The sequence below is a fragment of the Cupriavidus sp. C1SS-2L genome, assembly GCF_057073735.1.
The window spans coordinates 1,323,702-1,347,142 of the sequence record NZ_CP172709.1 but is presented as its reverse complement, the minus strand read 5'-3'; the positions used below and the strand labels follow the sequence as shown (position 1 = coordinate 1,347,142).

Here is a 23,441-nt window from a genome sequence, read left to right as displayed (position 1 = left end):
GAATGAAGATCCGTGCCCAGGTAGCCATGGTGCTGAACCTCGACAAGTGCATCGGCTGCCATACCTGCTCCGTAACCTGCAAGAACGTGTGGACCAGCCGCGACGGCATCGAGTACGCATGGTTCAACAATGTCGAAACCAAGCCGGGTATCGGTTACCCCAAGGAATGGGAGAACCAGGACAAATGGCAAGGCGGCTGGAAGCGTAACGCCAATGGCAGCCTTGAGCCGCGCCAGGGCGGCAAGCTGAAGATCCTGGCGAACCTGTTCGCCAATCCGAACCTGCCGCAGATCGACGACTACTACGAGCCGTTCACGTACGACTACGAGCACCTGCAGAAGGCGCCGCTCGTGCAGACGCCGCCGACCGCGCGTCCGGTGTCCGTGCTGACCGGCCGCAAGATGGAAAAGATCGAATGGGGTCCGAACTGGGAAGACGATCTCGGCGGCGAATTCAGCTCGCGCGGCCGCGACAAGCTGTTCGACGACGTGCAGAAGGAGATGTACTCGACCTTCGAGAACACCTTCATGATGTACCTGCCGCGCCTGTGCGAACACTGCCTGAACCCGGCATGCGTGGCATCTTGCCCGTCCGGCTCGATCTACAAGCGCGAGGATGACGGCATCGTACTCGTCGACCAGGACAAGTGCCGGGGCTGGCGCATGTGCATCTCGGGCTGCCCGTACAAGAAGATCTACTTCAACTGGCAGAGCGGCAAGGCCGAGAAGTGCCTGTTCTGCTATCCGCGCATCGAGGCCGGCCAGCCGACCGTGTGCTCGGAAACCTGCGTGGGCCGCATCCGCTATCTCGGCGTGATGCTGTATGACGCCGATCGTATCGAGCAAGCCGCGTCGGTCGCTGATGAGCGAGACCTGTACCAGTCGCAGCTCGACGTGTTCCTCGACCCGCACGATCCCATCGTTCAGGCCGAGGCGCGCCGCCAGGGCATTCCGCAGAGCTGGCTCGACGCCGCGCGCAAGTCGCCGGTCTACAAGATGGCCTGCGAATGGAAGGTCGCCTTCCCGCTGCACCCCGAGTACCGCACGCTGCCGATGGTCTGGTACATCCCGCCGCTGTCGCCGATCCAGTCCGCCGCCGAGGGGGGCCATATGGGCATGAACGGCGTGATCCCGGACGTGAAGAGCCTGCGCATTCCGGTGAAGTACCTCGCCAACCTGCTGACCGCGGGCGATGTCATGCCCGTTCTGTCCGCGCTCGACCGCATGCTCGCGATGCGCGCCTACAAGCGTTCGCAGGTGGTGGATGGCTTGCAGGACCTGGCGGTGCTCGAGCAGGTCGGCCTGACGCCGGCGCAGGTCGAAGACATGTACCAGACCATGGCCATCGCAAACTATGAAGACCGCTTCGTCATCCCGTCGTCGCACAAGGAAATGGTCGAGGACAGCTTCGGCGACAAGGCCAGTTGCGGCTTCACCTTCGGCAACGGCTGCTCCGGCGGCACGTCCGAAGGCACGCTGTTCGGCAAGAAGCCGAAGCCGGCCATCGCTTATGCCGCGCTGCCGCGTTCGCGCAAGGCATTCGCCGGCTGACCAGACAGGAGAACCAACATGCCCCTCTACCCAGTTCTTAGCGCCCTGCTCTGCTACCCCGACGAAGCACTGCTCGACAGCCTGCCCGAGATCGACGCGGCACTGGCCGAATGGCCGCAGGCGCGCGACATGCTGACGCCGCTGACTTCGCTGCTGCGCAGCGAATCGCTGATTGCACTGCAGGAAAACTACGTCGCCACGTTCGATCGCAACCCGGCCCATTCGCTGCACCTGTTCGAGCACGTCCACGGCGAGAGCCGCGACCGCGGCCAGGCCATGGTCGACCTGATCGAGGAATACCGGCGCGACGGCTTCGAGCCGACCGCGTCCGAACTGCCCGACTACGTGCCGCTGTTCCTCGAGTACCTCGGCGCACTGGCCGCGGATGGAAAGGATGCGCGCGCCGAGCAGTTGCTCGGCGACGCCATCCATGTGCTGGCCGCCGTGGGCGACCGCCTGGCGCGCAACGAAAGCCCGTATGCAAGCGTCTTCGCCGTGCTGCGCACGCTGACCGACGTGCAGCCCGAACCACAAACCGAGCCGCCCGTACGCGACATGGACGAAGCGCTGGAAACCTTCGGCCCCGGTGCGGACGGCGTCGAGCCGCTGCTCGGCCCCGCCACTGGCGCGCAGGCCGTGAAGTTCTATCCGCGTGGCACAACAGCGCAGCGCGCGCCGGTGTCCCCCGTCTGCTAAGCATGCCAAGGTTACGACCATGAACCTGATCAACCAATTCCTCTTCGGCATCTACCCGTACATCGCGCTCGCCATCTTCCTGTTCGGCAGCCTCGCGCGCTTCGAGCGCGAGCAGTACACCTGGAAGACCGACAGCTCGCAGGTGCTGTATCGCGGCAACCTGCGCACGGGCAACATCCTGTTCCACGTCGGCATCCTCGGGCTGTTTTTCGGCCATCTGGCCGGTCTGCTGACGCCCGTGGCAGTGTGGGATGCGCTTGGTGTTTCGCACAGCCTCAAGCAGGCTGTGGCGATGACCGCCGGCGGCGTGATGGGCACCATGTGCCTGGCCGGCCTGCTGATCCTGCTGCATCGCCGCCTGACCAACGCGCGCGTATCGGCAGTGACCCGCACGGGCGACAAGGTATTGCTGTTGTGGCTGCTGGTGACGCTGCTGCTAGGGCTGTCGACCATCTTCGAATCGGCCAGCCATATGGACGGCCACATGATGGTGCAGCTGATGACTTGGGCCCAGCACATCGTCACGCTGCGCGGCGATGCCGCAAGCTTCGTCGCCGAAGCCCCGCTCCTGTTCAAGGTGCACCTGTTCATGGGCATGTCGCTGTTCGTGATCTTCCCGTTCACGCGCCTCGTCCATGTCTGGAGCGGTTTCGCTTCCGTGGGCTATCTCGGCCGCGCGTGGCAACTCGTGCGCAGCCGTTAAGCGCATCCATCAGAACCGGAGAACACCATGCCAGTCACCGTCAATGGCGTAGAACTGACCGATGACGATATCGAACGCGAGATGGACCAACACCGCGATGCGCGCAATCCCGCGCATATGGCCACCGTGTCGGCCATCCTGCGCCGCCTGATGCGCACGGAGGCCGAGCGCCTCGGCATTGCCGGCGGCGACACGGATGACGATGCGCTCGCACTGGCACTGCTCGCGCATGAAGCGCCCGTACCGGACGCGGACGAAAGCAGCTGCCGCCGCCACTACGACAGCCGGCCCGACCGCTTCCGCGAAGGCGAATGGGTCGAGGTCGAGCACATCCTGTTCCAGGTCACGCCGCGCGTGCCGCTCGACGCGCTGCGCGAGGTGGCACTGCAGACGCTGGCGCTGATCAAGGGCGATCCGTCGAGCTTCGCGAGCCATGCGCAGGCGCTGTCGAACTGTCCGAGCGGCGCGGGCGGCGGCAGACTTGGACGCGTGTTCCGTGGCGAGACCGCGCCGGAGTTCGAGCGCGCGGTCTTCTCCGCGCCGGTACAGGGCCTGTTGCCGCAACTGGTCGAGACGCGCTTCGGCCTGCATATCGTACGCGTACTTGACCGCTGCGACGGCACGCGCCTGCCGTTCGACATGGTGCGCGCCGACATCGCCCACGCGCTGACCGCCGCCGCGCGCGACCGTGCCTGGAAGCAGTACGCCAGCCTGCTGATCGGCAGGGCCAGCATCACGGGTATCGAGCTCGAAGGCGCCGACAGCCCGCTGGTGCAGTAGGGAAAACCGTCCCCGGAGGCTTCTGGCATGCACGAGATCGAACGTCTGCTGAAAGGGTTCGAGCGCTTCCAGCAGCATTACTTCGAGGACGAACCCGAGCTTTTCGATACGCTGCGCGACGGCCAGCGTCCGCCGACGCTGCTGATCGGCTGCAGTGATTCGCGTGTCGACCCCGCCCTGCTACTTGGATGCGACCCCGGAGAGCTGTTTACGGTACGCAATATCGGCAACCTGGTGCCGCCATGCACCGGCAACCACGAAGGCAGCCTGCACGGCGTATCCGCCGCCATCCAGTTCGCGGTGGAGCAGTTGCGCGTGGCCCGCATCATCGTGATGGGCCATGCCGGATGCGGCGGGATTCGCGCATTACTGGCGCAACCCGCGGGTGCCGAACACGAAGACGCTGTCGCGGGCAGAGACTTCATCGGGCCGTGGGTGCGGATCGCCAGTTCCGCGAGGCGGCACGTCGACGACACACTGGCCGGCGCGAGCAGCGCGCAACGCCAGCGCGCCTGTGAACAGGCAGCGATTCTCGTGTCGCTAGGCAATCTCGAGACGTTTCCTTTCGTGCGACGCGAGCTGGACCGCGGCCGGCTGACGCTGCACGGCTGGTATTTCGACCTCGAAGCAGGTGCGCTGCTCGCGTACTCGCATCGGGCCGACAGCTTCCTGCCACTCGTATGCCCGATCGGGCGTGGCAACTCATCCGCGAAGAACTGAGGATCATGCAAGGATTCGTTATCGGCATCGCCGGCACGTCTGGCAGCGGCAAGACCACACTTATTACCGCCATGCTGCCCTGGTTCCGTTCACACGGCCTGAGCGTCAACGTGGTCAAGCACAGCCACCATCCGCTGGAACTGGAACCGCCCACCAAGGACAGCGCGCGCTTTCGCGCGGCCGGCGCCAACGAGGTCATGGTGGCGTCACCGTACCGCTATGCCATCGTGCGCGAGCTGCACGGCGAGAAGGAACCCACGCTGCACGAGCAGCTTGCACGCCTGTCGCCCGCGGACCTGACGCTGGTGGAAGGCTTCCGCAGCGACGCGATACCGCGCATCGAGGTCTACCGGCCCGTGCATGGCCGCGAGCCCTACTATCCCCGCGATCCGTCCATCCTCGCGCTCGTTACCGACGCACCCACGGATTCCAGGCTGCCGTGCCTGCCGCTGAATTCACCATGTCCCACTCCACCCTGGCCAGCCTGCCGCTGGTCTATGCCTGTTCTGGCTGCTCGAGCGTCGCGCAGCTTGCGAACACCTTCGCGGTCCGGCTCGACCGCAGCGGTGCAGCCGAGATGTCCTGCATCAGCGGCGTCGGCGGCGGCGTGCCCGCGCTGACGCGTGTCGCGCGTTCGGGCCGCCCCATCCTTGCACTCGACGGATGTGCGCTTTCCTGCGTCAAGGCTTGCCTCGCAAGCGTTGACGTCGTGCCCGACCGGCACCTCGTGCTGAACCGGCTTGGCGCCACCAAACGGCAGCACGGCGTATGCACCGAGGCTGAAGAAGCCGAGACGTGGGACGCCGTGCAGCAGGCACTCGCAGAGGTGCGGGGCGCGATGTGATTTTCCGCGTCATGTCCACAATGACTGCAAGGCCATAGGCGGCGGCGCCCGCTGCCGTTGACGACAGTCAACCCGGCACTGCGCAATGTTCACCATGATCTCCATGACCGCCGGCGCAACAAGCATCACGAAAAAATACGGCCGGCATGACAGCTTTCCCCAACTCGCTGAAGAACAGCACTATGAAAGCGAAATCCTGGAGGTTCACTGCGCTTGCGGCATTGCCGCTTACTCTCTGGCTGAGCCACGCCAGCGCAGACACACCGGCAGCCGCATCTGCCACGCCGCCGATGGCAGCGACGCCTACCCTGACACCCACCGAGTTCGACCATGCCCGGCAAATCTACTTCGAGCGCTGCGCCGGCTGCCACGGCGTGCTGCGCAAAGGCGCGACCGGCAAGCCGCTGACGCCCGACATCACGCGTGCGCGCGGCAGCGAGTACCTGAAGACCTTCATCAAGTACGGCAGCCCCGCTGGCATGCCGAACTGGGGCACTTCGGGGGACCTGTCCGACAGCGAGGTCGACCTGATGGCCCGCTATATCCAGCTCGATCCGCCGACACCGCCGGAGTTCTCGCTTGCGGACATCGAGAAGAGCCGCAAGGACATCGTGCCCGTGGCGAAGCGTCCCGCGCGCAAGATGAACCAGTACAACCTGGACAACCTGTTCTCGGTCACGCTGCGCGATGCCGGCGAGGTCGCGCTGATCGACGGCGACAGCAAGAAGATCATCAACATCGTGAAGACCGGCTATGCGGTGCATATTTCGCGCATGTCGGCATCGGGCCGTTACCTGTACGTGATCGGACGCGATGCACGCCTGGACCTGATCGATCTGTGGCTGCCGAAGCCCGACATCGTCGCCGAGGTCAAGATCGGTCTTGAAGCGCGCTCGGTGGAGACGTCCAAGTACAAGGGCTACGAGGACAAGTACGCCGTGGCAGGCTCCTACTGGCCGCCGCAGTACGTGATCATGGAAGGCGACACGCTCAAGCCGCTCAAGGTCGTTTCGACGCGCGGCATGACCGTGGACAACGAGTACCACCCCGAGCCGCGCGTGGCCTCGATCGTCGCGAGCCACTTCCATCCGGAGTTCGTGATCAACGCCAAGGAAACCGGCAAGATCATGATGGTCAACTACGCGGACCTGAACAACCTCAAGACCACGACCATCGACTCCGCCAAGTTCCTGCATGACGGTGGCTTCGATGCAACGGGCCGCTACTTCCTGGTGGCCGCCAATGCCTCGAACAAGATAGCGGTCGTCGATACCAAGGAGGACAAGCTCGCTGCGCTGGTCGACGTGGGCAAGACGCCGCACCCGGGCCGCGGTGCGAACTTCGTCCATCCGAAGTTCGGACCGGTCTGGGCCACGAGCCATCTCGGCGACGAGACCATCAGCCTGATCGGTACCGACCCCGTGGGACACAAGGCGCAGGCATGGAAGGTCGTGCAGACGGTCAAGGGCCAGGGCGGCGGTTCGCTGTTCATCAAGACGCATCCGAAGTCGTCCAACCTGTGGGTCGATACGCCGCTGAACCCCGACGCCAAGCTCAACCAGTCGGTGGCCGTATTCGATACGCGCAATCTGGAAGCAGGCTTCCAGGTACTGCCGGTCGCCGAATGGGCCAATCTGAAAGGCGAAGGCGCCAAGCGCGTGGTGCAGGCCGAATACAACAAGGCCGGCGACGAGGTGTGGTTCTCCGTATGGGGCACCAAGGATGGCGAGTCTGCGCTGGTCGTCGTCGATGACAAGACGCGCAAGCTCAAGACGGTGATCAAGGATCCGCGCCTGATCACGCCTACCGGCAAGTTCAACGCCTACAACACGCAGCACGACATCTACTGATCGTGCGTGCGGTGCGGAGCCATGTACGTGGTTCGGCACCACACGCCACCGGAGCCAAGAGATGCAAACCATCCGAATCGCCATCGCCGCGGCCGCCTGTGCGCTGCTTTCCGCGGCTGCGCACGCGAGCCCCGAGCTCGCTGCGAGCAAGGCCTGCATGGCCTGCCACAGCGTCGACAAGAAGCTGGTCGGTCCGGCCTTCAAGGACGTGGCCGCGAAGTACAAGGGCAGCAAGGACGCCGCCGCCCAGCTTTCCGGGTCCATCCTCAAGGGCAGCAGCGGCAAGTGGGGCCCGGTACCGATGCCGGCCAACCGTGTTACCGACGCCGAAGCCGACACGCTCGCCAAATGGGTGCTGACGTTGTAACCGGCATGGCGCGCTGCATCGCGCTCGGCCTGCTGCTCGCCGCAGCGGGTACGTCGGCGGCGCAGCCGCTGCCGGCTCGGCAGGCGGAACTCGCCCGTCTGCTGCGCGATGACTGCGGTGCGTGCCACGGCATGACGCTGCAAGGCGGGCTCGGTTCGCCACTGACGGCCGCCGCGCTTACAGGCAAGCCGCGCGATGGCCTGGTGGCCACCGTGCTGCAGGGCCGCCCCGGCACCGCCATGCCGCCATGGCAACCTTTCATGACGCAGGATGAAGCCCAATGGCTGATCGAACGATTGCAGGCCGGCCAGGCACCAGCCGTTCCGGGCAGGTAGCCCGGATCACACGGCAGGCACTGAAGTGTCTGTTGCCCATTCTCCTGACCGGTGCGTTGCTCGCCGGTTGCGCAACGCCGGTGCGCGGCACTGGCGATCTCGGCGTCATCATCGAACGCGCCGCGGGCCGCATGCAGGTCGTGGAGACCACTGGCATGACGCAGCTTGCGACGGTCGACGGCCTGGGCGATCTGTCGCACGCGAGCGTGGTGTTCTCGCGCGATGGCCGCTTTGCCTACGTCTTCGGGCGCGACGGCGGATTGTCGCGCGTGGACCTTCTGCAAGCGCGCGTCACGCATCGCGTGATGCAGGCTGGCAACAGCATCGGCGGCGCCATTACGCAGGATGGCCGAGTGGTAGCGGCACAGAACTATGCGCCGGGGGGCATCAAGCTGTTCGATGCGGCGACGCTGGAACCCCTGGCAGACATTCCCGCCATTGGCATGGACGGCAAGCGCTCCAAGGTCGTCGGCCTGGCCGACCTGCCGGGCCGGAGGCTCGCCGCCAGCCTGTTCGAATCGGGCGAGATCTGGATCATCGACATCCACCACCCGCGCGAGCCGCAGGTCACGCGGCTGCACGCCGGACGCGACCCGTACGACGGGCTCGTCACGCCGGATGGCCGCTGGTACATCGCGGGCCTATTTGGCCAGGACGGGCTGGCGCTGGTCGACCTGTGGCAGTCTCCGCCCGAGGCGCGGCGCATCCTGTCCGGCTATGGCCGCGGCACCGATCCGCTGCCCGTCTACAAGATGCCGCACCTGCGCGGCTGGGGCATGGCACAGGGCATGCCATGGTTGCCCGCGATCGGACGGCACGAGGTGCTCGTCGCCGACGCTGCGCAAGGCTGGAAGGAATCCGCACGCGTTGCGCTGGCCGGCCAGCCGGTGTTTGTCATGGCGCGCCCGGATGGCCGGCAGGTCTGGGTCAACTTCGCCTTCCCGCACAACGACACGGTGCAGGTCATCGACACCGCGACGCGGCGGGTCGTGCGGACCATGCGCCCGTGCCGCGGCGTGCTGCACATGGAATTCACGCCCAAGGGCGAAGCCGTGTGGCTGTCGTGCCGCGACGACAACCGCGTGGAGGTCTACGACACAGCCACCTTCGCGCGGCTCGCTACGCTGCCGGCCGATAACCCGAGCGGCATCTTCTTCACGGTGCGCGCCCAGCGCTTCGGCATGTAACGATTGCAACCATGTACGACGAAGCCATGCTCTACGACCGGATCCAGCGCGACCTGCCGCTGCATCCGCGCCCATACCGCCAACTGGCCGGTGAACTGGGCCTTTGCGAACACGACCTGCTGAGCCTGCTCGCGCGCGATCTTGGCACCGGGCGCATCAGCCGCATTGGCGCGGTGTTCGCGCCGAATGTGATCGGCGTCAGCTCGCTTGGCGCACTGGCGGTCGAACCCGCGCAGCTGGACCGCGTCGCGGCGTGCGTGAGCACCTGCAGCGCGATCAGCCACAACTACGCACGGCGCGGACATCGCCACAACCTGTGGTTCGTCGCGGGCGCGCGCGACCGCGATGCGCTCGACGCAGTGTTCGCCGACATCGCAGCCAGGACCGGCCTGACCCCTCTGGACCTGCCGATGGAGCGCGAGTATCACATCGACCTTGGCTTTTCGCTGCGCGATAGCGGTTCCCGCCAGCCGCGCCGCGCCACCAGGACGCCGGGCCCGGTGCAGCCGGATGCCGACGACTGGCGGCTGATCGCCGCGCTCGAATCGGGCCTACCGCTGGCGCCGCAGCCATTCCACGCGCTCGCGCTGCGTACGCGCATTCCACTGGATCGCATCCTCGAACGGCTCGCGCACTGGTGCGAAAGCGGTGTAATCCGCCGGCTCGGGGTGGTCCTGCACCACGGCCGCTTCGGCTACCAGCACAACGCCATGTCCGTCTGGGATGTGCCAGACAGCCGCGTCGACGCACTTGGCATCCGCCTTTCGCGCATGCCGGGCGTGACGCTCTGCTATCGCCGCACACGCAGCGCTCCCGACTGGCCGTACAACCTCTTCGCGATGGTTCACGCGCGCGACGCGCAAGCATCGCGCGAAGCGCTGGCACGCATCAACGAGCAGGTAGGACTCAGCCAGCTACCGGGCGCCGTCCTTGTCGGCACGCGCTGCTACAAGCAGCGCAACACACGCTACGCGCCGCAGCAGGAGCCGTCATGACCTTCGTCCCCGATGCGCTCGACCGCCGCATCATCAACACCCTGCAGCACGGACTGGCGCTGACACAGCGGCCGTATGCCGATGCGGCCGAAGCCCTGCAAGTTGATGAGGCCACACTGCTCGCGCGCCTGCAGGCGCTGCTGGACGCCGGAATCCTGTCGCGCTTCGGGCCGCTGTACCAGATCGAGCGCGCGGGCGGCCGCTTCGTGCTGTGCGCGTGCCACGCGCCGGAAGACAGGCTTGACGCCGTGATCGACGCGATCAACGCGCACCCGGAAGTGGCGCACCACTACGCACGCTCGCATCACCTGAACCTGTGGTTCGTGCTTGCGGTGCAGCGTGCCGAGGATGTGAGCCCCGCCTTGCAGCGCATCGGCCGCGATGCGGGCGTGGAGATCCTTCCGTTCCCGAAGGAACGCGAGTACTTCGTCAACCTCTACCTGCCCGCGTGAATCGCCATGGAACCTTACGCGCACGATGCCATCGACCTTGCGCTGATCCGCGCGACGCAGGGCGGCCTTCCGCTTGTCAGCTCGCCCTATGCCGCCGTTGGTACGCAGCTTGGCATCGATGAAGCCGAGGTCATTGCCCGCCTGACGGCAATGCAGGCAAACGGCACGCTGCGCCGCATCGCGGCAGTACCGAACCACTATGCGCTGGGCTGGCGTGCCAACGGCATGACTGTGTGGGATGTGGACGACGCCTGCATCGACGCGCTGGGCGAGCAGGTCGGTGCACTGCCATTCGTGAGCCACTGCTACCGGCGCCCGCGCAACCTGCCGCTGTGGCCGTACAACCTCTTCGCCATGGCGCATGCCCGCACGCGGGAAGAGGCGTTACCGCTCGTGGCGCGCATTGCGCAGTTGCTCGGTGACGCCTGCCGCGCGCACGACGTGTTGTGGTCCACGCGCATCCTCAAGAAGACCGGCCTGCGCCTGCCACCGGCCCGTACCGAGTAAGGGAGTCATCATGTTCCGCCTGTCCCGATTCATGGAAGCGCTGCGCGATGGCGGTCCCTTGCCCGCGCCGCGCAAGCCGGCCGGCCCGGTCGTCATCTGGAACTTGATCCGGCGCTGCAACCTCAACTGCAAGCATTGCTATTCGACCTCCGCCGACACCAACTTCAAGGGCGAACTGACTACGGCTGAAGCGCTGGATGTGCTCGGGCAGCTCAAGGCAGCGCATGCCCCCGCGCTGATCCTGTCCGGCGGCGAGCCGCTGCTGCGCGAGGATCTGTACACGATTGCAGCGCGCGCGCGAGAGATGGGCTTCCACTTGTCGCTGTCGTCGAACGGCACATTGCTCGATGCCGCGCACGCCGCGCGGCTAGCCGAGAGCGGCTTCGACTATGTCGGCGTCAGCCTCGACGGCATGCAGGACACACACGACCGCTTCCGCCGCAGCGGCGATGCTTTCCGCCGTGCACTCGCCGGCCTGCGCGCGGCGCGCAGCGCTGGCCTGCGGGTAGGCGTGCGCATGACGCTGACCGAAGAGAACGCGAACGAACTGCCGGCGGTGGTGGCCTTTACCGAAGCGGAAGGCATCGACAAGTTCTACCTGTCGCACTTCAACTACGCGGGGCGCGGCCGCAGCCACCGTGGCGACGACGCGCGTCACGCGGCCACGCGCGCCGCGCTTGACTGGCTGTTTGACCACGTCTGGGAGCGCGCGCGCCAGGGCCATGCCGGGGACTTCGTCACCGGCAATAACGATGCAGACGGCGTCTACCTGCTGCACTGGATCGCGCGGCACCAGCCGCACCGGCTGGCCGACATGCGCCGGCGGCTTGTGAACTGGGGCGGCAATGCGACCGGCGTTGGCGTGGCCAATATCGACAACCTCGGCAACGTCCACCCCGACACGATGTGGTGGCACGTCACGCTCGGTAATGTGCGCGAGCGCGCGTTCGGCGATATCTGGGCCAACCGCAGCGATCCACTCATGGCAGGCCTGGCGGCATCGCCGCGTCCGCTGCAAGGGCGCTGCGCGAACTGCGCGCAGGTGGATATCTGCAACGGCAATACGCGTGTGCGCGCGGCCGCGGTGACCGGCAATCCATGGGCGCAAGACCCCGGCTGCTACCTGACCGACGAGGAGCTTGCCATGCCGCTCGGCGCGGAGGTCGCCGCATGAACCGCTTCCTGCAATGGCTGGCGGCGTACGTGCTCGCAGGCGTGTGCCAGACGGCGGCCATAGGCGGGCAAGCGGCCACCGTCGACGCCGCCGCGCTATACGGACAGCATTGCGCCGCATGCCACGGCGCCGACCGTCTTGGCGCGATGGGCCCCGCGCTGCTGCCCGAGAGCCTGGAGCGCCTGCGCCCGGCCGAGCTGGCCACGGTGCTGCGCGAAGGCCGGGCGGCTACGCAGATGCCGGGTTTTGCGGGCCAGCTCGACGACGCCAAACTGACGGACCTCGCCGCATGGTTGCGCACCGGGCCCGCGACCTCGCGGCCGTGGGCTGCCGCCGACATCCGCGTTAGTCATATCGTGTACCCCGCGACGGATAGCCTTCCCGCCACGCCCGTGTTCAAGGCCGACCCGGCCAACCTGTTTCTCGTCGTGGAAGCCGGCAGCCATCATATCAGCGTGCTCGATGGCGACCGCCTCGAGCCGATCCACCGCTTCCGCACGCGTTTCGCGCTACATGGCGGCCCGAAGTTCAGCCAGGACGGCCGCTATGTGTTCATGGCTAGCCGCGATGGCTGGGTCAGCAAGTACGACCTGTGGAACCTGACCTTCACGGCGGAGATCCGCGTCGGCCTGAACACGCGCAATGTGGCCGTCAGCGATGATGGCAAGTGGGTGCTGGCCGGCAACACCTTGCCGCAGACGCTGGTGCTTCTGCGCGCCGACGACCTGGCGCTGGCCGCGGTCATCGACGTCAAAGGCCGGAACGGCCGGGCGTCGCGGGTATCGGCCGTTTATGATGCCGCGCCGCGGCACAGCTTCATCGTCGCGCTCAAGGACATTCCGGAGGTCTGGGAGATCCCTTACGTCAGCATGAAAGCCGGCACCGCGCCCGCAACGAGGAAGATCGCGCTGGACGACGTACTCGACGACTTCTACTTCGACCAGTCATACCGGCACATCCTGGGCGCATCGCGGGATGGCGGCGGGCAGGTCGTCGACCTCGCGCATGGCCGCAAGGTGGCCGGCCTGGCGCTGTCGGGCATGCCCCATCTCGGCAGCGGCATCACGTGGGTGCGCGACGGTCACGAGGTCATGGCGTCGCCCAACCTGAAGCAAGGCAGCATCAGCGTGATCGACATGCAGAGCTGGCAGACCGTTGCCACGGTGCCGACCAACGGGCCGGGCTTCTTCCTGCGCAGCCACGAGAACACGCCCTATGCCTGGGCCGATGCCATGATGAGCCCGAAGCGCGACACGCTGCAGCTGATCGACAAGCAGACGCTGGCCGTGGCCGGCAGCGTGACGCCGAGCCCGGGCCGCACCGCCGCCCATGTGGAATTCACGCGCGACGGCCGCTATGCGCTGGTCAGCGTGATGGAGCGCGATGGCGCCATCGTGGTGTACGACGCGCGCACGGTGCGCGAGGTCAAGCGCATCCCGATGGACAAGCCCATCGGCAAGTACAACGTATTCAACAAGACCACTCGCTCGTCCGGCACCAGCCACTGACGCTCGCCACGAAAGATAAATGGACTCCCCATGAACCCTCCCCTCAAGCCCGGCAAGGTATGGCTGGTCGGCGCCGGCCCCGGCAGCCCCGAACTCGTCACGGTGCGCGCGGCACGCGTGCTGGAGCGCGCGCAGGTCTGGCTCGTGGATGACCTGGTGTCGCCGGAGATGACCTGCTATGCCAGCCCGGGCACGCACGTGGAATGGGTCGGCAAGCGCGGCGGACGCTGCTCGGTGAGCCAGGACCGCATCCTGCAACTGACGCTGATGCATGCCATGGCCGGCAAGGAGGTCGCGCGCGTGAAGGGCGGCGATCCGCTGCTGTTCGGGCGCGGCGCCGAGGAATCGGCATTTCTGCGCGCGCATGGTGTGCCGGTCGAGGTCGTCAATGGCATCAGCAGCGGACAGGCCGCCGCGCAGGCGCTGGGCGTGGCGCTGACGCACCGCGCGCACTGCCATGGCGTGAGTTTAGTGACCGCGCACACGAGTGATCACGGCAGCCCTGACTGGGGCGCGCTGGCGCGCAGCGGCACGACGCTGGTGATCTACATGGGTATGAGCCGGCTCGCGGCAATCCGCGATGCGCTGCTGGCGGCAAACATGCTGCCCGGCACGCTCGCGGCAGTCGTCATGCACGCAGGCGGCAACGGGCAGCGGTGCTGGACCGGCACGCTTGCCACGCTGGGCGAAGCGCTCGACGCGGGGCTGGCCAGTCCCGCGGTGATCATGGTCGGCGCGGTGCTGTCCGACGCATTGGCGCCGGTGCATGCGCCGGTGCATGAAGAGCCAGCGCCTCAGTACGGCAGCCCGACGTAATTCTCGGCCAGCGCCTTGCAGGCGGCTTCGGAGCTGACCAGGAAATCAAGCTCGGCTTGCTGGATGCGGGCCGAGAACGCGTCGGCATCGGGGAACCGGTGCAGCAGCGAGGTCATCCACCATGAGAAGCGCTCGGCCTTCCAGATGCGGCGCAGGCATTTCTCCGAATAGCTGTCGAGTTCCCGCACATCGTCCTGCTGATAGCGCGCCGTGAGCGCGTCGGCGAGGTACAGCACATCGCTGGCCGCGAGGTTCAGGCCCTTGGCGCCGGTCGGCGGGACGATATGTGCGGCATCGCCGGCCAGGAACAGGCGGCCGAAACGCATCGGCTCGCACACGAAGCTGCGCAGCGGGGCGATGCTCTTTTCGATAGAGGGTCCGGTCACGAGCGACTCGGCGGCTTGCGGATCCAGCCGGCTGCGCAGTTCATCCCAGAAGCGTTCGTCCGACCAGTCCTCCACGCGCTCGGTCGACGGCACCTGCACGTAGTAGCGGCTGCGCGCCTTGGACCGCATGCTGCACAGTGCGAAGCCGCGTTCGTGGCTGGCGTAGATCAGCTCGTCGGCGACAGGCGGCGTGTCCGACAGGATGCCCAGCCAGCCGAACGGATAGACGCGTTCGAACAGCTGCGTCGACGTCGCGGGCACACTCTGGCGGCTGACACCGTGGAAGCCATCGCAGCCCGCGATATAGTCGCATTCGATTTCATGCGTGGCGCCGTCCTTACGGTAGCGCACCAAGGGCCGCGTGCCGTCGAAGCCGTGCAGACTCACGTCGGCGGCTTCGTAGATGGTCGTGGTGCCCTCCGCCTGGCGCGCGGCCATCAGGTCGCGCGTGACTTCGGTCTGGCCATACACCGTCACCGTTCGGCCCGTCAGCGCTTGCAGGTCGATGCGATGGCGCTGGCCGTTGAACGACAGTTCGATGCCCGCATGCGGCAGGCCTTCGTCATGCAGCCGTGCGGCAACGCCCGCACGTTCCAGCGCGTCCACGGTGACGCTTTCGAGGATGCCGGCGCGGATGCGGCCCAGTACGTACTCGGGGCTGCGTTGTTCCACGATGATGTTGTCGATGCCCGCGCGGCTGAGCAATTGTCCGAGCAGAAGACCGGCGGGGCCGGCGCCGATGATGGCTACCTGGGTGCGCATGGCTTTGTCTCCGTAAGCGTTGTTCTGATGGGAGAAAAGATAGCGGCCGGGGTGGCTTTCCGGAATGGACAGACCGAACCAAGAACAGGACAATTCGAACATTACTGGTAAACACTAACCCGCCGTGAAATCCGTCCCGACTTACTCGCTGTACGGCGCCAGTTCTTCAGAGCCGCTACTGGATCAGCTGCATTTTGAATCGATTGCGCAGCGCAGCAAGCTGCACGGCTGGGAGATCCAGCCGCACCGGCACGAGCGCTTCCTGCAAATTTTGTACATCCATGCGGGCGGCGGGGAAGCCTTGCTCGAGGGCGGGCGCGAAGCGTTGCGCGGCGGCTCGCTGGTCACCGTGCCGCCGCAGCATATCCATGGCTTCATGTTCCGGCCCGATACCGATGGCATCGTCGTGACCATGACGGACAGCCACCTGCGCACACTGGTGGCCGGTGTGCCCGATACCCTGCCGCTGTTCGAGCGCCCGCGCCACGACCGCGTGCGGCGCGACGACCCGCTGGCCGATGCGCTGTCACTGTTCAGGGGAGAAATGGAAAGCGTGTCCGCGTGGCGCGGTGCCGCGCTGTCCGCTCTGCTGACCGTGGTGCTGATCGGCATCGCTCGTCTAGCGGACGCGTCGGCGCCCGCCGCGGCGCGCAGCAACAGCCGGCCTGCGCGGCACTTCCAGCAGTTCCAGCAATTGCTGGAGTCCGGCTACCGCGAGCAAAGGGAGATTGGCGACTACGCCAGCGACATCGGCATCACGGGCACGCAGCTCAACCGTATCTGCAGGCAGATGGCGGGGCAGTCGGCGCTGCAGATGGTCCACGCCAGGGTGCTGGCGCAGGCGCAGCGCGATCTGCTGTTCAGCGACCTCGAGGTCAAGCACATTGCGCTGTCGCTCGGCTTTGCCGATGCGGCGTATTTCTCACGCTTCTTCGCGAAGCAGGTCGGGCAGACGCCGACCGAGTTCCGGCAGTCGGGGCGCGCCCGGCTGCCGGCATTTGCAACGCGATAGGATGGATCAGGCCTGCGGCCGGCGGTTGGCCTCGTCGATGGCGGCGAACACTTCCTCGGCCATATGGAAGGCCGAGTTCGCAGCCGGCACGCCGCAGTAGATGGCGGTCTGCAGTAGCACTTCCTTGATCTCGTCGCGCGTCACGCCGTTGTTGGCGGCGGCGCGCAAGTGCAGCTTCAGTTCGTCGGAGCGGTTCAGCGCCACCATCATCGCAATGGTCAGCAGGCTGCGCGTGTGCCGCGGCAGCCCTTCGCGCGTCCAGATCTCGCCCCATGCATAGCGGGTGATCAGGTTCTGGAATTCCTCATTGAGCGGTGTCAGGCGCGCGATCGAGCGATCGACGTGGTCGCTGCCGAGTACGTCGCGCCGTACGGACAGGCCTGCATCATAGCGGGCGTGATCATCGGTGACCGGCAGGCGGCCGACGATGAAATCAAGTAGCGCGGCAGTAAAGCGGCCCGGCTGTTCGAAGTTGGAGATGTGTGCGGCAGGCAATTCGACGAAGCGCGCATCGGGAATCGCGGCGGCAAGCTCGCGGCCTTCCTGCGCGGACGTGGATGGATCGTCGCTGCCCGCGATCACCAGTACGGGCACGCGGATCGTGCGTACGGCATCGCGGAAATCCGCGTCGCGCACCGCGGCGCAGTTGGCGGCATAGCCGCGCGGATCGAGTCCGCCCAGCACTGTGAGCAGCGGGTCGATGGCTCGGCTTGCCGTGGCGGCAAAGCCCGGGGTGAACCAGCGTTCGATGGAAGGCGCCACCATGGGGCGCATGCCGTTGCGCAGCACGCCTTCGATGCGCGAGTTCCAGCCATCCGCATTGCCAATTTTCGCGGCGGTGTTGGCAAGCACGATCTTCGGGAAGCGCTCGGGCGCATGCACGCCCAGCCACATGCCGGTCAGGCCGCCCATCGACACGCCGCAGAACACCGCCTGCGCGATGCCGAGCGCCTCCAGGATAGCGATGGCATCGCCGCCAAGCTGATCCATGGTGAAGGCGTCGCCCGGCGCGGTGGAACGGCCATGGCCGCGCGTGTCGTAGCGCACCACGCGGAAGCGTCCGGCCAGGGCGTCCGCCTGCGGCTGCCACATGGTGTGGTCAGTGCCGAGCGAGTTGGAGAAGAGGATGGCCGGCGCGTTGTCGGGGCCGTCCACGGTGTAGTAAAGCCGGGCGCCGGCATGGTCGAGGTAAGGCAATGCGGTCTCCTGGAAACCTTGGGGGGCGTGTTGTGTTCAGCGCTGCTGCCGCTGCGCCAGCGACGCATGCCAGGCCTGCACGGCGGCATCGGCGAATGCAGCGGACTGGCCGGCGTAGTTGGCCGGATCCGCCAGTCTGTCGAGCGCGGCATCGTCAAGCAGACTGGCGTGCGACGGATTCTCGGCAAGCGTCTGTGCCAGCGCATCGCGCAACGTGGTGCCTTGCGCCACCGCGCGGCGCGATGCGCGCTCGACCACATGGTGCGCTTCGAGCCGGCCGATGCGGCCGCCGAGTTCGAGCATGGCCGCCTCGCCGAGGATCAGGCCATGCGTCATGTCGAGATTGGCGCGCATGCGCGCGGCGTCGACCTGCAGGCCCGAGACCACCTCGCCCATCTGGCGCAAGGCGCCGGCGGCAAGCGCGACGACCTGCGGCAGCGTGTCCCACTCGGCCTGCCAGCCGCCGAGCGCGCGTTCGTGTTCCTGCACCATGCCCGACAGCATCGTCGCGACCAGCGGCGGCACACGTACCGCCGCGGTCAGCACGGCGGCGCAGCCGACCGGGTTGCGCTTGTGCGGCATGGTGCTTGAGCCACCGCGGCCGGGGCCGGATGGCTCGGCCACTTCCGCGACTTCGGTCTGCATCATCAGCGAGATATCGCGCGCCATCTTGCCGAGCGTGCCGGTGAGCATGCCCAGCGCGGTCGCAGTTTCCACGAGTCGGTCGCGATGCGCGTGCCACGGCAGCGCGGGCAACTCCAGGTTCAGTTCACTGACCAACGCACGCGCCACGTCCGGCGCGGACTTGCCGAGGCTCGCGAGTGTGCCGGCTGCGCCGCCGAACTGCAGCGCTTGGCTATGATCGCGTGCAGCATCGAGACGGCGCAGGTCTCGGCGCAGTGCATCGAGCCAGCCCGCAGCCTTCAGGCCGAACGTCGTGGGCAACGCGTGCTGCAGCCACGTGCGGCCGACCATCGGCGTGTCGCGATGCGACGTGGCCTGGCCGGCGCAGGCATTGCCAAGCGCGAGCAATGCCGCCTGAAGCTGCGGCAGGGCCTCGCCAAGCTGCAGCACCAGTGCGGTGTCGATGATGTCCTGGCTGGTGGCGCCCCAGTGCACGAAGCGCGCAGCCTCGGCATCGCGCGCCGCCACGGCGGCAGTGAGCTGCTTGACGAAGGGAATGGCGAGATTGCCCGCTGAAACGGCGGCCTGGGCCAAGGCATCGAGATCGATGACTGAGACGTCCGAACAGACTTCGGAGATGACAGTGGCCGCGGCGACGGGAATCACGCCGCAATGTGATTCGGCGCGGGCCAGTGCCGCTTCGACGGCAAGCATGCAGCGCACGGTGCCGGTATTGGAGAAGATCTCCAGCACCGCCGGGCTGCCGAACATCGGATCGGTAAGGCGGGTCGAGCTTGGCATTGGGGGGCGTAGTGGGTGTGCCGTCACGACATTGGCGACGGCACGATTATGCGCGCAGCGTCAGATATCGAAGAACACCGTCTCACCCGCCCCCTGCAGCACCACGTCCCAACGCAGCGTGCCATTACCTTGCGCGGTAGCGATCAGCGTGCCGCGGCGCTCCGCCGGCACCAGTGCCAGCACGCCGTCGGCGGCATTGGCAGCGGTCTCGTCCGGGAAGTAGACGCGCGTGGCCACGTGCTTGACCAGGCCGCGCATAAACACCGACACCATGATGTGCGGCGCCTGCGGCTTGCCGTCCGCGCCCGGCACCACGCCCGGCTTCACGGTGACGAAGCGGAACGAGCCGTCCTCGGCGGTCGGCACGCGGCCGAAGCCGGTGAAGCCGGCAACCAGCGGCAGTTCGCGCGCATCTTCGGCATGGCGGTAGCGGCCGGCCGGGTTGGCTTGCCAGATCTCGACCATGCCGTCGGGCACGGGCGCGCCGGTGCCGTCGACGACGCGGCCTTCGATGACGATGCGCTGGCCGGCCAGTTCCGGTGCGTCAGCGGTGAGGTCGGCGCAGTTCAGGCCGGTCAGGCCGATATGCAGGTAAGGGCCGACAGTTTGCGAAGCGGTGGCGTACAGCATGCTCTTACTCCATCGGCGTGGCATCGCGGCCACGCAGGACGATATCGAAACGGTAACCGAGCGCGTACTCGGGCTGCGTGGTTTCCCAGTCAAAGGTCGAGATCAGGCGGTTGCGCGCTTTCTCGTCGGGCACGCAGTTAAAGATCGGGTCGAACGCCAGCAGCGGGTCGCCGGGGAAGTACATCTGCGTGACCAGGCGCGTCGCGTAGGCGTTACCGAACAGCGAGAAGTGGATATGCTGCGGCCGCCAGGCGTTGTGGTGATTGCGCCAGGGATACGCACCGGGCTTGATGGTCTTGAACTGGTAGCGGCCGTTGGCATCGGTGACGGTGCGGCCTTCGCCCGAGAAATGCGGGTCGAGCGGCGCGTCATGCTGGTCGCGCTTGTGCGTGTAGCGGCCCGCTGCGTTGGCCTGCCAGACCTCGATCAGCGCGTTCGGGACCGGACGGCCGTTCTCGTCCAGCACGCGGCCCGTCACCAGGATGCGCTCGCCGAGCGGATCGCCGCCATTGCCAATCGTCAGGTCGTTGTCGCCGGCGCGCACGAACTCGGCGCCAAACGTGGGGCCGGTCACTTCGGACAGCGACTGCGGAATCTGCACCAGCGGCAGCGCCGGCGAGCGCAGTACCGTCGAGGCATAGGGGTCGAAACGGTACTCGGGTTGGGTGTCCCAATAGGGGCGACGGTACTGGGCGAGGCGCTGCATGCTTCGTCTCCGTGTTGTAAGGGGGTGGAATGACTTTAAGACACACCCAAAGTCATGTAAATTGAGTTATTGAGCGATTACGATGAATTTTCGATATGGAACGGCAAGAGCAGGCCGCGCAGGACATCTTCCGTAACCGCGTGCGGCTGCGGCATCTCTATTGCTTCGTCGCGGTCTCGCAAACCCAGCATCTGGGCCGCGCCGCGGACCGCCTCGGGCTGACACAGCCAGCGGTTTCCAAGACCCTGAGCGAACTGGAAGAACTGGCCGGCACGCGGCTGCTCGTACGGCAGCGCGCCGGCACCGAGCTGACCACTGCGGGCACGCGTTTCCTGCAGCATGCGCTGCGCATCCTGGCCGATATTGACGCCGCCGCCGGCAGCGTCACGGGCGAAAGCGCGAAGACGCATGAACGTATCCGCCTCGGCGCGCTGCCGAGCGTGGTGCCGGCCGTGCTGACCGATGCCGTGCTGCGCTTTCGCGCCACGTATCCGGAGGTCGGGCTGGATGTGCGTACCGGCATGAATCGCAACCTGATCGACCAGCTCAAGGCCGACGTGCTCGATCTCGTGATCGGCCGCATGGACGATCCGGTCGCGATGGAAAGCCTGTGGTTCGAGTCGCTGGGGCCCGATTCGCTGGTGTTGGCGGTGCGGCCCGGGCATGCGCTGACGAAGGATTCGCGCCCGACGCTGATCGATTGCCTCGCGTGGCCGCTGGTCATTGCTGCCGCGGGGTCGATTCCGCGGCACAACACCGAAAGCCTGCTGGCTCGCCACGGCCTGCGCCTGCCGGATGGCTGCGTGGAGACGTCCGATGCGTATCTGGGGCGCCTGCTGGCGGAACAGAGCGACTGCGTCTGGGCCGCACCGATGTCGGCCACGCGACGCGCCATGGATGAAGGCGGGCTGGTAGCACTGCCCATCGACACCCTCGGCACCGAAGAGCCGGTTGGCCTGCTGCGGCACAAGGACCGCACTCTCACGCCGATGGCCGAGGCGCTGGCCGATTGCATCCGGGCGGCGGCGCATCCCGATGCCCCGCGTCGCGGACAACCGCTCCCGTCTCAGTGAGTGGCCACGGGCCGGCCACCCGTCTCGGTGGTCCCTGCCGGACGGCCGCCGAAGTGTTTCACCATCAGCGCAATCGCTGCCAGGAACGCCGGCACCGCAAGCAACGTGAAGATCATGTCGAAGCCCAGCTGCCGGCGCAGCAGTTCCGCACCGAGCAGCGCGCCGGTGATGCCGCCGAAGCGGCCGATGCCGAGCATCCACGCCACGCCGGTCGCACGGCCCTGCGTCGGATAGAACGCCGCGGCGAGCGACGGCATCGACGACTGGGCACCATTCATTGCCGTGCCGGCCAGGAAGATCAGTACGCCGAGCAGCACCTGGCTGCCGGTGCCCTGCCCGACCGCGTAGATCAGCACGCCTGTCGCGGCATACGTCAACGCAATGACCTTGTTCGGATTGAAGCGGTCCATGAACCAGCCAGCGGCGATGGTGCCGATGCCGCCGCCGAGCGGGAACAGCGCGGTCAGGAACGAGGCACGCTCGATCGTGAAGCCCGCGTCCTTCATCAGCGTGGGCATCCAGCTCGTCAGCAGGTAGAAGATGACGAGACCCATGAAGTAGGTGCTCCACAGCATGGCCGAGCCCAGGCGATAGCCGGGCGACAGCACCGTGCCGATGGGCGAGCGCGTGGCCGGGGCCTGCTCGCCGATGACATAGCCGGTCGCCGTGGTGGCCGCACCCGTGACCCGCTGCAGCACCTTGCCGATCTGTTCGACCGGGTAGCTGCGCAGCACCATGTACCGCACCGATTCCGGCAGCAGGAACACCAGCAGCACGGCCAGCACGACCGGCAGCACGCCGCCGAGCAGCAGCACACTGTGCCAGCCGTAGTGCGGAATCATCGCCGCCGCGACAAAGCCGCCCACGGCGGAACCGAGCGGAAAGCCGCAGAACATGGTGTTGACCAGCACGGCGCGGCGACGCTGCGGAGCGAATTCGGAGGTCAGCGTCACCGCGTTCGGCATGGCGGCACCAAGGCCGAGCCCGGTCAGGAAGCGCAGCGCCGTCAGCCAGCCAAGGCTTGGCGCGAAGGCTGTGGCCACGCTGCACAGGCCGAAGAAGAACACCGAAAGCACCAGCACGCGCTTGCGGCCGACGCGGTCAGCGAGCGGACCGGCGAAGATGGCGCCGAAGGCCAGGCCGAACAGCGCGGCGCTCATGACGGGGCCGAGTTCCGACTTCTGGATACCCCAGTCCTGCACCAGCGCCGGCGCGATATAGCCAATGGCCGCTGTGTCGAAACCATCGACCGCAACGATCAGGAAGCACAGGATCAGGATCAGCCACTGGTAGCCGGTGAACGGCCGCTCGTCGATCAGAGCCTGGACGTCGATGACGCCGCCTTTGGCGGGTTGGGACTGGGGCACGGTTTGTCTCCGTTTGATTCAGGAAATCGGCTCGGCCGCTGTCTCGGCAGCCCGCCATTTGTTCTTATAGCGAACCGAGGTTCTCTAATGGAACCGATCTTAGGTGCGAGGACTTGCGGGCAAGAATCCGGGTTAACCCCCCGCGCGGGCGGATCGTGAACAACGTCGGGGAGAGTGGATTACGCTAGAGCGAAGTCCAATTTGGCGGAAAACTTGCGCGTACGGAATACGATACGCAGCAGTGCACAAGAATTTTCTGCACACACGCAATTTATGACTAGCGCGCGATCACGGCGCCGCCGATACATGCCTAAATTTCATGGAAATAACGCCAGATGTTATTTTCCATGCCATGACGTATTGCTTAGGATGCGCTAAGCAAGGGTCCATGCGACCGCA

Annotated in this window: 24 protein-coding genes and 1 pseudogene; 19 read left to right on the top strand and 6 right to left on the bottom strand. The window is 66.5% G+C overall.

The window, feature by feature from the left end; all coding sequences use genetic code 11:
- Nucleotides 1-2: 2 nt before the first annotated feature.
- The 17 genes and pseudogenes from narH (at nt 3) to cobA (ending at nt 14,484) form a co-directional block, all read left to right on the top strand.
- A complete protein-coding gene (gene narH, locus ACIGJG_RS23890) occupies nt 3-1,550 on the top strand; it encodes a nitrate reductase subunit beta (protein ID WP_140949451.1) in 1,548 nt (515 codons plus the stop codon).
- Nucleotides 1,551-1,568: 18 nt separating this feature from the next.
- Nucleotides 1,569-2,246: a nitrate reductase molybdenum cofactor assembly chaperone gene (narJ, locus tag ACIGJG_RS23885; protein ID WP_140949450.1), complete on the top strand. Its 678-nt coding sequence runs from the start codon at nt 1,569-1,571 to the stop codon at nt 2,244-2,246.
- 19 nt (nt 2,247-2,265) lie between these two features.
- Nucleotides 2,266-2,949: a respiratory nitrate reductase subunit gamma gene (narI, locus tag ACIGJG_RS23880; RefSeq protein ID WP_140949449.1), complete on the top strand. Its 684-nt coding sequence runs from the start codon at nt 2,266-2,268 to the stop codon at nt 2,947-2,949.
- Between the two features lie 27 nt (nt 2,950-2,976).
- Complete coding sequence (locus tag ACIGJG_RS23875; RefSeq protein WP_011301120.1) at nt 2,977-3,729, top strand: peptidylprolyl isomerase; 753 nt, start codon at nt 2,977-2,979, stop codon at nt 3,727-3,729.
- 27 nt (nt 3,730-3,756) lie between these two features.
- Nucleotides 3,757-4,449 carry a carbonic anhydrase gene (locus ACIGJG_RS23870; protein WP_011301121.1) on the top strand — a complete coding sequence of 231 codons (693 nt, stop codon included), beginning with the start codon at nt 3,757-3,759 and terminating at the stop codon, nt 4,447-4,449.
- A gap of 5 nt (nt 4,450-4,454) precedes the next feature.
- Nucleotides 4,455-5,069 (top strand): molybdopterin-guanine dinucleotide biosynthesis protein B, encoded by a 615-nt coding sequence (gene mobB / locus ACIGJG_RS23865; protein WP_483674012.1) that lies wholly within the window; start codon nt 4,455-4,457, stop codon nt 5,067-5,069.
- Nucleotides 5,000-5,293: pseudogene (locus ACIGJG_RS23860) on the top strand (putative zinc-binding protein); the annotation flags it as partial. The gene mobB and the pseudogene ACIGJG_RS23860, both read left to right, overlap by 70 nt.
- A 182-nt stretch (nt 5,294-5,475) precedes the next feature.
- On the top strand, nt 5,476-7,143 hold the full coding sequence (locus tag ACIGJG_RS23855) for a cytochrome D1 domain-containing protein (protein ID WP_483674011.1): 1,668 nt from the start codon (nt 5,476-5,478) through the stop codon (nt 7,141-7,143).
- Between the two features lie 61 nt (nt 7,144-7,204).
- Nucleotides 7,205-7,510 carry a c-type cytochrome gene (locus tag ACIGJG_RS23850; RefSeq protein WP_140949445.1) on the top strand — a complete coding sequence of 102 codons (306 nt, stop codon included), beginning with the start codon at nt 7,205-7,207 and terminating at the stop codon, nt 7,508-7,510.
- A gap of 5 nt (nt 7,511-7,515) precedes the next feature.
- The gene (locus ACIGJG_RS23845) at nt 7,516-7,845 is read left to right on the top strand and encodes a c-type cytochrome (RefSeq protein WP_011301126.1); all 330 of its coding nucleotides are present in this window, start codon (nt 7,516-7,518) and stop codon (nt 7,843-7,845) included.
- Complete coding sequence (locus ACIGJG_RS23840; protein WP_483674010.1) at nt 7,791-9,032, top strand: cytochrome D1 domain-containing protein; 1,242 nt, start codon at nt 7,791-7,793, stop codon at nt 9,030-9,032. Before ACIGJG_RS23845 ends, ACIGJG_RS23840 begins: the two co-directional genes overlap by 55 nt.
- 11 nt (nt 9,033-9,043) lie before the next feature.
- Complete coding sequence (ahbB, locus tag ACIGJG_RS23835) at nt 9,044-10,027, top strand: siroheme decarboxylase subunit beta (protein ID WP_220630078.1); 984 nt, start codon at nt 9,044-9,046, stop codon at nt 10,025-10,027.
- Nucleotides 10,024-10,479 carry an Lrp/AsnC family transcriptional regulator gene (locus ACIGJG_RS23830; protein ID WP_011301129.1) on the top strand — a complete coding sequence of 152 codons (456 nt, stop codon included), beginning with the start codon at nt 10,024-10,026 and terminating at the stop codon, nt 10,477-10,479. Before ahbB (ACIGJG_RS23835) ends, ACIGJG_RS23830 begins: the two co-directional genes overlap by 4 nt.
- 6 nt (nt 10,480-10,485) lie before the next feature.
- On the top strand, nt 10,486-10,986 hold the full coding sequence (ahbB, locus tag ACIGJG_RS23825; RefSeq protein WP_140949443.1) for a siroheme decarboxylase subunit beta: 501 nt from the start codon (nt 10,486-10,488) through the stop codon (nt 10,984-10,986).
- Nucleotides 10,987-10,996: 10 nt separating this feature from the next.
- Complete coding sequence (nirJ, locus tag ACIGJG_RS23820) at nt 10,997-12,160, top strand: heme d1 biosynthesis radical SAM protein NirJ (protein WP_483674009.1); 1,164 nt, start codon at nt 10,997-10,999, stop codon at nt 12,158-12,160.
- Nucleotides 12,157-13,668 carry a cytochrome D1 domain-containing protein gene (locus ACIGJG_RS23815; RefSeq protein ID WP_483674008.1) on the top strand — a complete coding sequence of 504 codons (1,512 nt, stop codon included), beginning with the start codon at nt 12,157-12,159 and terminating at the stop codon, nt 13,666-13,668. Before nirJ ends, ACIGJG_RS23815 begins: the two co-directional genes overlap by 4 nt.
- Before the next feature lie 30 nt (nt 13,669-13,698).
- Complete coding sequence (gene cobA / locus ACIGJG_RS23810) at nt 13,699-14,484, top strand: uroporphyrinogen-III C-methyltransferase (RefSeq protein WP_011301133.1); 786 nt, start codon at nt 13,699-13,701, stop codon at nt 14,482-14,484.
- Here the strand turns inward: cobA and pobA are convergent.
- The gene (gene pobA, locus ACIGJG_RS23805; protein WP_140949440.1) at nt 14,463-15,632 is read right to left on the bottom strand and encodes a 4-hydroxybenzoate 3-monooxygenase; all 1,170 of its coding nucleotides are present in this window, start codon (nt 15,630-15,632) and stop codon (nt 14,463-14,465) included. The genes cobA and pobA overlap by 22 nt on opposite strands.
- Nucleotides 15,633-15,756: 124 nt before the next feature.
- On the opposite strand from pobA, the gene ACIGJG_RS23800 reads away from it, so the two are divergent.
- Nucleotides 15,757-16,644 (top strand): helix-turn-helix domain-containing protein, encoded by an 888-nt coding sequence (locus tag ACIGJG_RS23800; RefSeq protein WP_140949439.1) that lies wholly within the window; start codon nt 15,757-15,759, stop codon nt 16,642-16,644.
- 6 nt (nt 16,645-16,650) lie between these two features.
- Here the strand turns inward: ACIGJG_RS23800 and pcaDC are convergent, their stop codons facing one another.
- Genes pcaDC through pcaH form a run of 4 tightly spaced genes read right to left on the bottom strand, consistent with a single transcriptional unit; the run spans nt 16,651 to nt 20,602 of the window.
- Nucleotides 16,651-17,841 carry a bifunctional 3-oxoadipate enol-lactonase/4-carboxymuconolactone decarboxylase PcaDC gene (gene pcaDC / locus ACIGJG_RS23795; protein WP_140949438.1) on the bottom strand — a complete coding sequence of 397 codons (1,191 nt, stop codon included), beginning with the start codon at nt 17,839-17,841 and terminating at the stop codon, nt 16,651-16,653.
- 36 nt (nt 17,842-17,877) lie between these two features.
- Nucleotides 17,878-19,266, bottom strand: a complete 1,389-nt coding sequence (locus ACIGJG_RS23790; RefSeq protein ID WP_011301137.1) for a 3-carboxy-cis,cis-muconate cycloisomerase — start codon at nt 19,264-19,266, stop codon at nt 17,878-17,880.
- 60 nt (nt 19,267-19,326) lie between these two features.
- Complete coding sequence (gene pcaG / locus ACIGJG_RS23785) at nt 19,327-19,896, bottom strand: protocatechuate 3,4-dioxygenase subunit alpha (RefSeq protein ID WP_011301138.1); 570 nt, start codon at nt 19,894-19,896, stop codon at nt 19,327-19,329.
- Nucleotides 19,897-19,900: 4 nt separating this feature from the next.
- Nucleotides 19,901-20,602, bottom strand: a complete 702-nt coding sequence (gene pcaH / locus ACIGJG_RS23780) for a protocatechuate 3,4-dioxygenase subunit beta (protein WP_011301139.1) — start codon at nt 20,600-20,602, stop codon at nt 19,901-19,903.
- Between the two features lie 95 nt (nt 20,603-20,697).
- Between pcaH and ACIGJG_RS23775 the strand changes: the two genes are divergently transcribed.
- Nucleotides 20,698-21,675 (top strand): LysR substrate-binding domain-containing protein, encoded by a 978-nt coding sequence (locus ACIGJG_RS23775; RefSeq protein WP_011301140.1) that lies wholly within the window; start codon nt 20,698-20,700, stop codon nt 21,673-21,675.
- Here the strand turns inward: ACIGJG_RS23775 and ACIGJG_RS23770 are convergent.
- On the bottom strand, nt 21,669-23,042 hold the full coding sequence (locus ACIGJG_RS23770) for an MFS transporter (protein ID WP_140949437.1): 1,374 nt from the start codon (nt 23,040-23,042) through the stop codon (nt 21,669-21,671). The two genes, ACIGJG_RS23775 and ACIGJG_RS23770, sit on opposite strands and share 7 nt — an antisense overlap.
- Between the last annotated feature and the right edge of the window lie 399 nt (nt 23,043-23,441).

Bases quoted from the DNA above. Each gene is read 5' to 3' on its own strand.
- narH (WP_140949451.1), top strand. From the start codon at position 3: ATGAAGATCCGTGCCCAGGTAGCCATGGTGCTGAACCTCGACAAGTGC.
- narJ (WP_140949450.1), top strand. From the start codon at position 1,569: ATGCCCCTCTACCCAGTTCTTAGCGCCCTGCTCTGCTACCCCGACGAA.
- narI (WP_140949449.1), top strand. From the start codon at position 2,266: ATGAACCTGATCAACCAATTCCTCTTCGGCATCTACCCGTACATCGCG.
- ACIGJG_RS23875 (WP_011301120.1), top strand. From the start codon at position 2,977: ATGCCAGTCACCGTCAATGGCGTAGAACTGACCGATGACGATATCGAA.
- ACIGJG_RS23870 (WP_011301121.1), top strand. From the start codon at position 3,757: ATGCACGAGATCGAACGTCTGCTGAAAGGGTTCGAGCGCTTCCAGCAG.
- mobB (WP_483674012.1), top strand. From the start codon at position 4,455: ATGCAAGGATTCGTTATCGGCATCGCCGGCACGTCTGGCAGCGGCAAG.
- ACIGJG_RS23855 (WP_483674011.1), top strand. From the start codon at position 5,476: ATGAAAGCGAAATCCTGGAGGTTCACTGCGCTTGCGGCATTGCCGCTT.
- ACIGJG_RS23850 (WP_140949445.1), top strand. From the start codon at position 7,205: ATGCAAACCATCCGAATCGCCATCGCCGCGGCCGCCTGTGCGCTGCTT.
- ACIGJG_RS23845 (WP_011301126.1), top strand. From the start codon at position 7,516: ATGGCGCGCTGCATCGCGCTCGGCCTGCTGCTCGCCGCAGCGGGTACG.
- ACIGJG_RS23840 (WP_483674010.1), top strand. From the start codon at position 7,791: ATGGCTGATCGAACGATTGCAGGCCGGCCAGGCACCAGCCGTTCCGGG.
- ahbB (WP_220630078.1), top strand. From the start codon at position 9,044: ATGTACGACGAAGCCATGCTCTACGACCGGATCCAGCGCGACCTGCCG.
- ACIGJG_RS23830 (WP_011301129.1), top strand. From the start codon at position 10,024: ATGACCTTCGTCCCCGATGCGCTCGACCGCCGCATCATCAACACCCTG.
- ahbB (WP_140949443.1), top strand. From the start codon at position 10,486: ATGGAACCTTACGCGCACGATGCCATCGACCTTGCGCTGATCCGCGCG.
- nirJ (WP_483674009.1), top strand. From the start codon at position 10,997: ATGTTCCGCCTGTCCCGATTCATGGAAGCGCTGCGCGATGGCGGTCCC.
- ACIGJG_RS23815 (WP_483674008.1), top strand. From the start codon at position 12,157: ATGAACCGCTTCCTGCAATGGCTGGCGGCGTACGTGCTCGCAGGCGTG.
- cobA (WP_011301133.1), top strand. From the start codon at position 13,699: ATGAACCCTCCCCTCAAGCCCGGCAAGGTATGGCTGGTCGGCGCCGGC.
- pobA (WP_140949440.1), bottom strand. From the start codon at position 15,632: ATGCGCACCCAGGTAGCCATCATCGGCGCCGGCCCCGCCGGTCTTCTG.
- ACIGJG_RS23790 (WP_011301137.1), bottom strand. From the start codon at position 19,266: ATGCCAAGCTCGACCCGCCTTACCGATCCGATGTTCGGCAGCCCGGCG.
- pcaG (WP_011301138.1), bottom strand. From the start codon at position 19,896: ATGCTGTACGCCACCGCTTCGCAAACTGTCGGCCCTTACCTGCATATC.
- pcaH (WP_011301139.1), bottom strand. From the start codon at position 20,602: ATGCAGCGCCTCGCCCAGTACCGTCGCCCCTATTGGGACACCCAACCC.
- ACIGJG_RS23775 (WP_011301140.1), top strand. From the start codon at position 20,698: ATGGAACGGCAAGAGCAGGCCGCGCAGGACATCTTCCGTAACCGCGTG.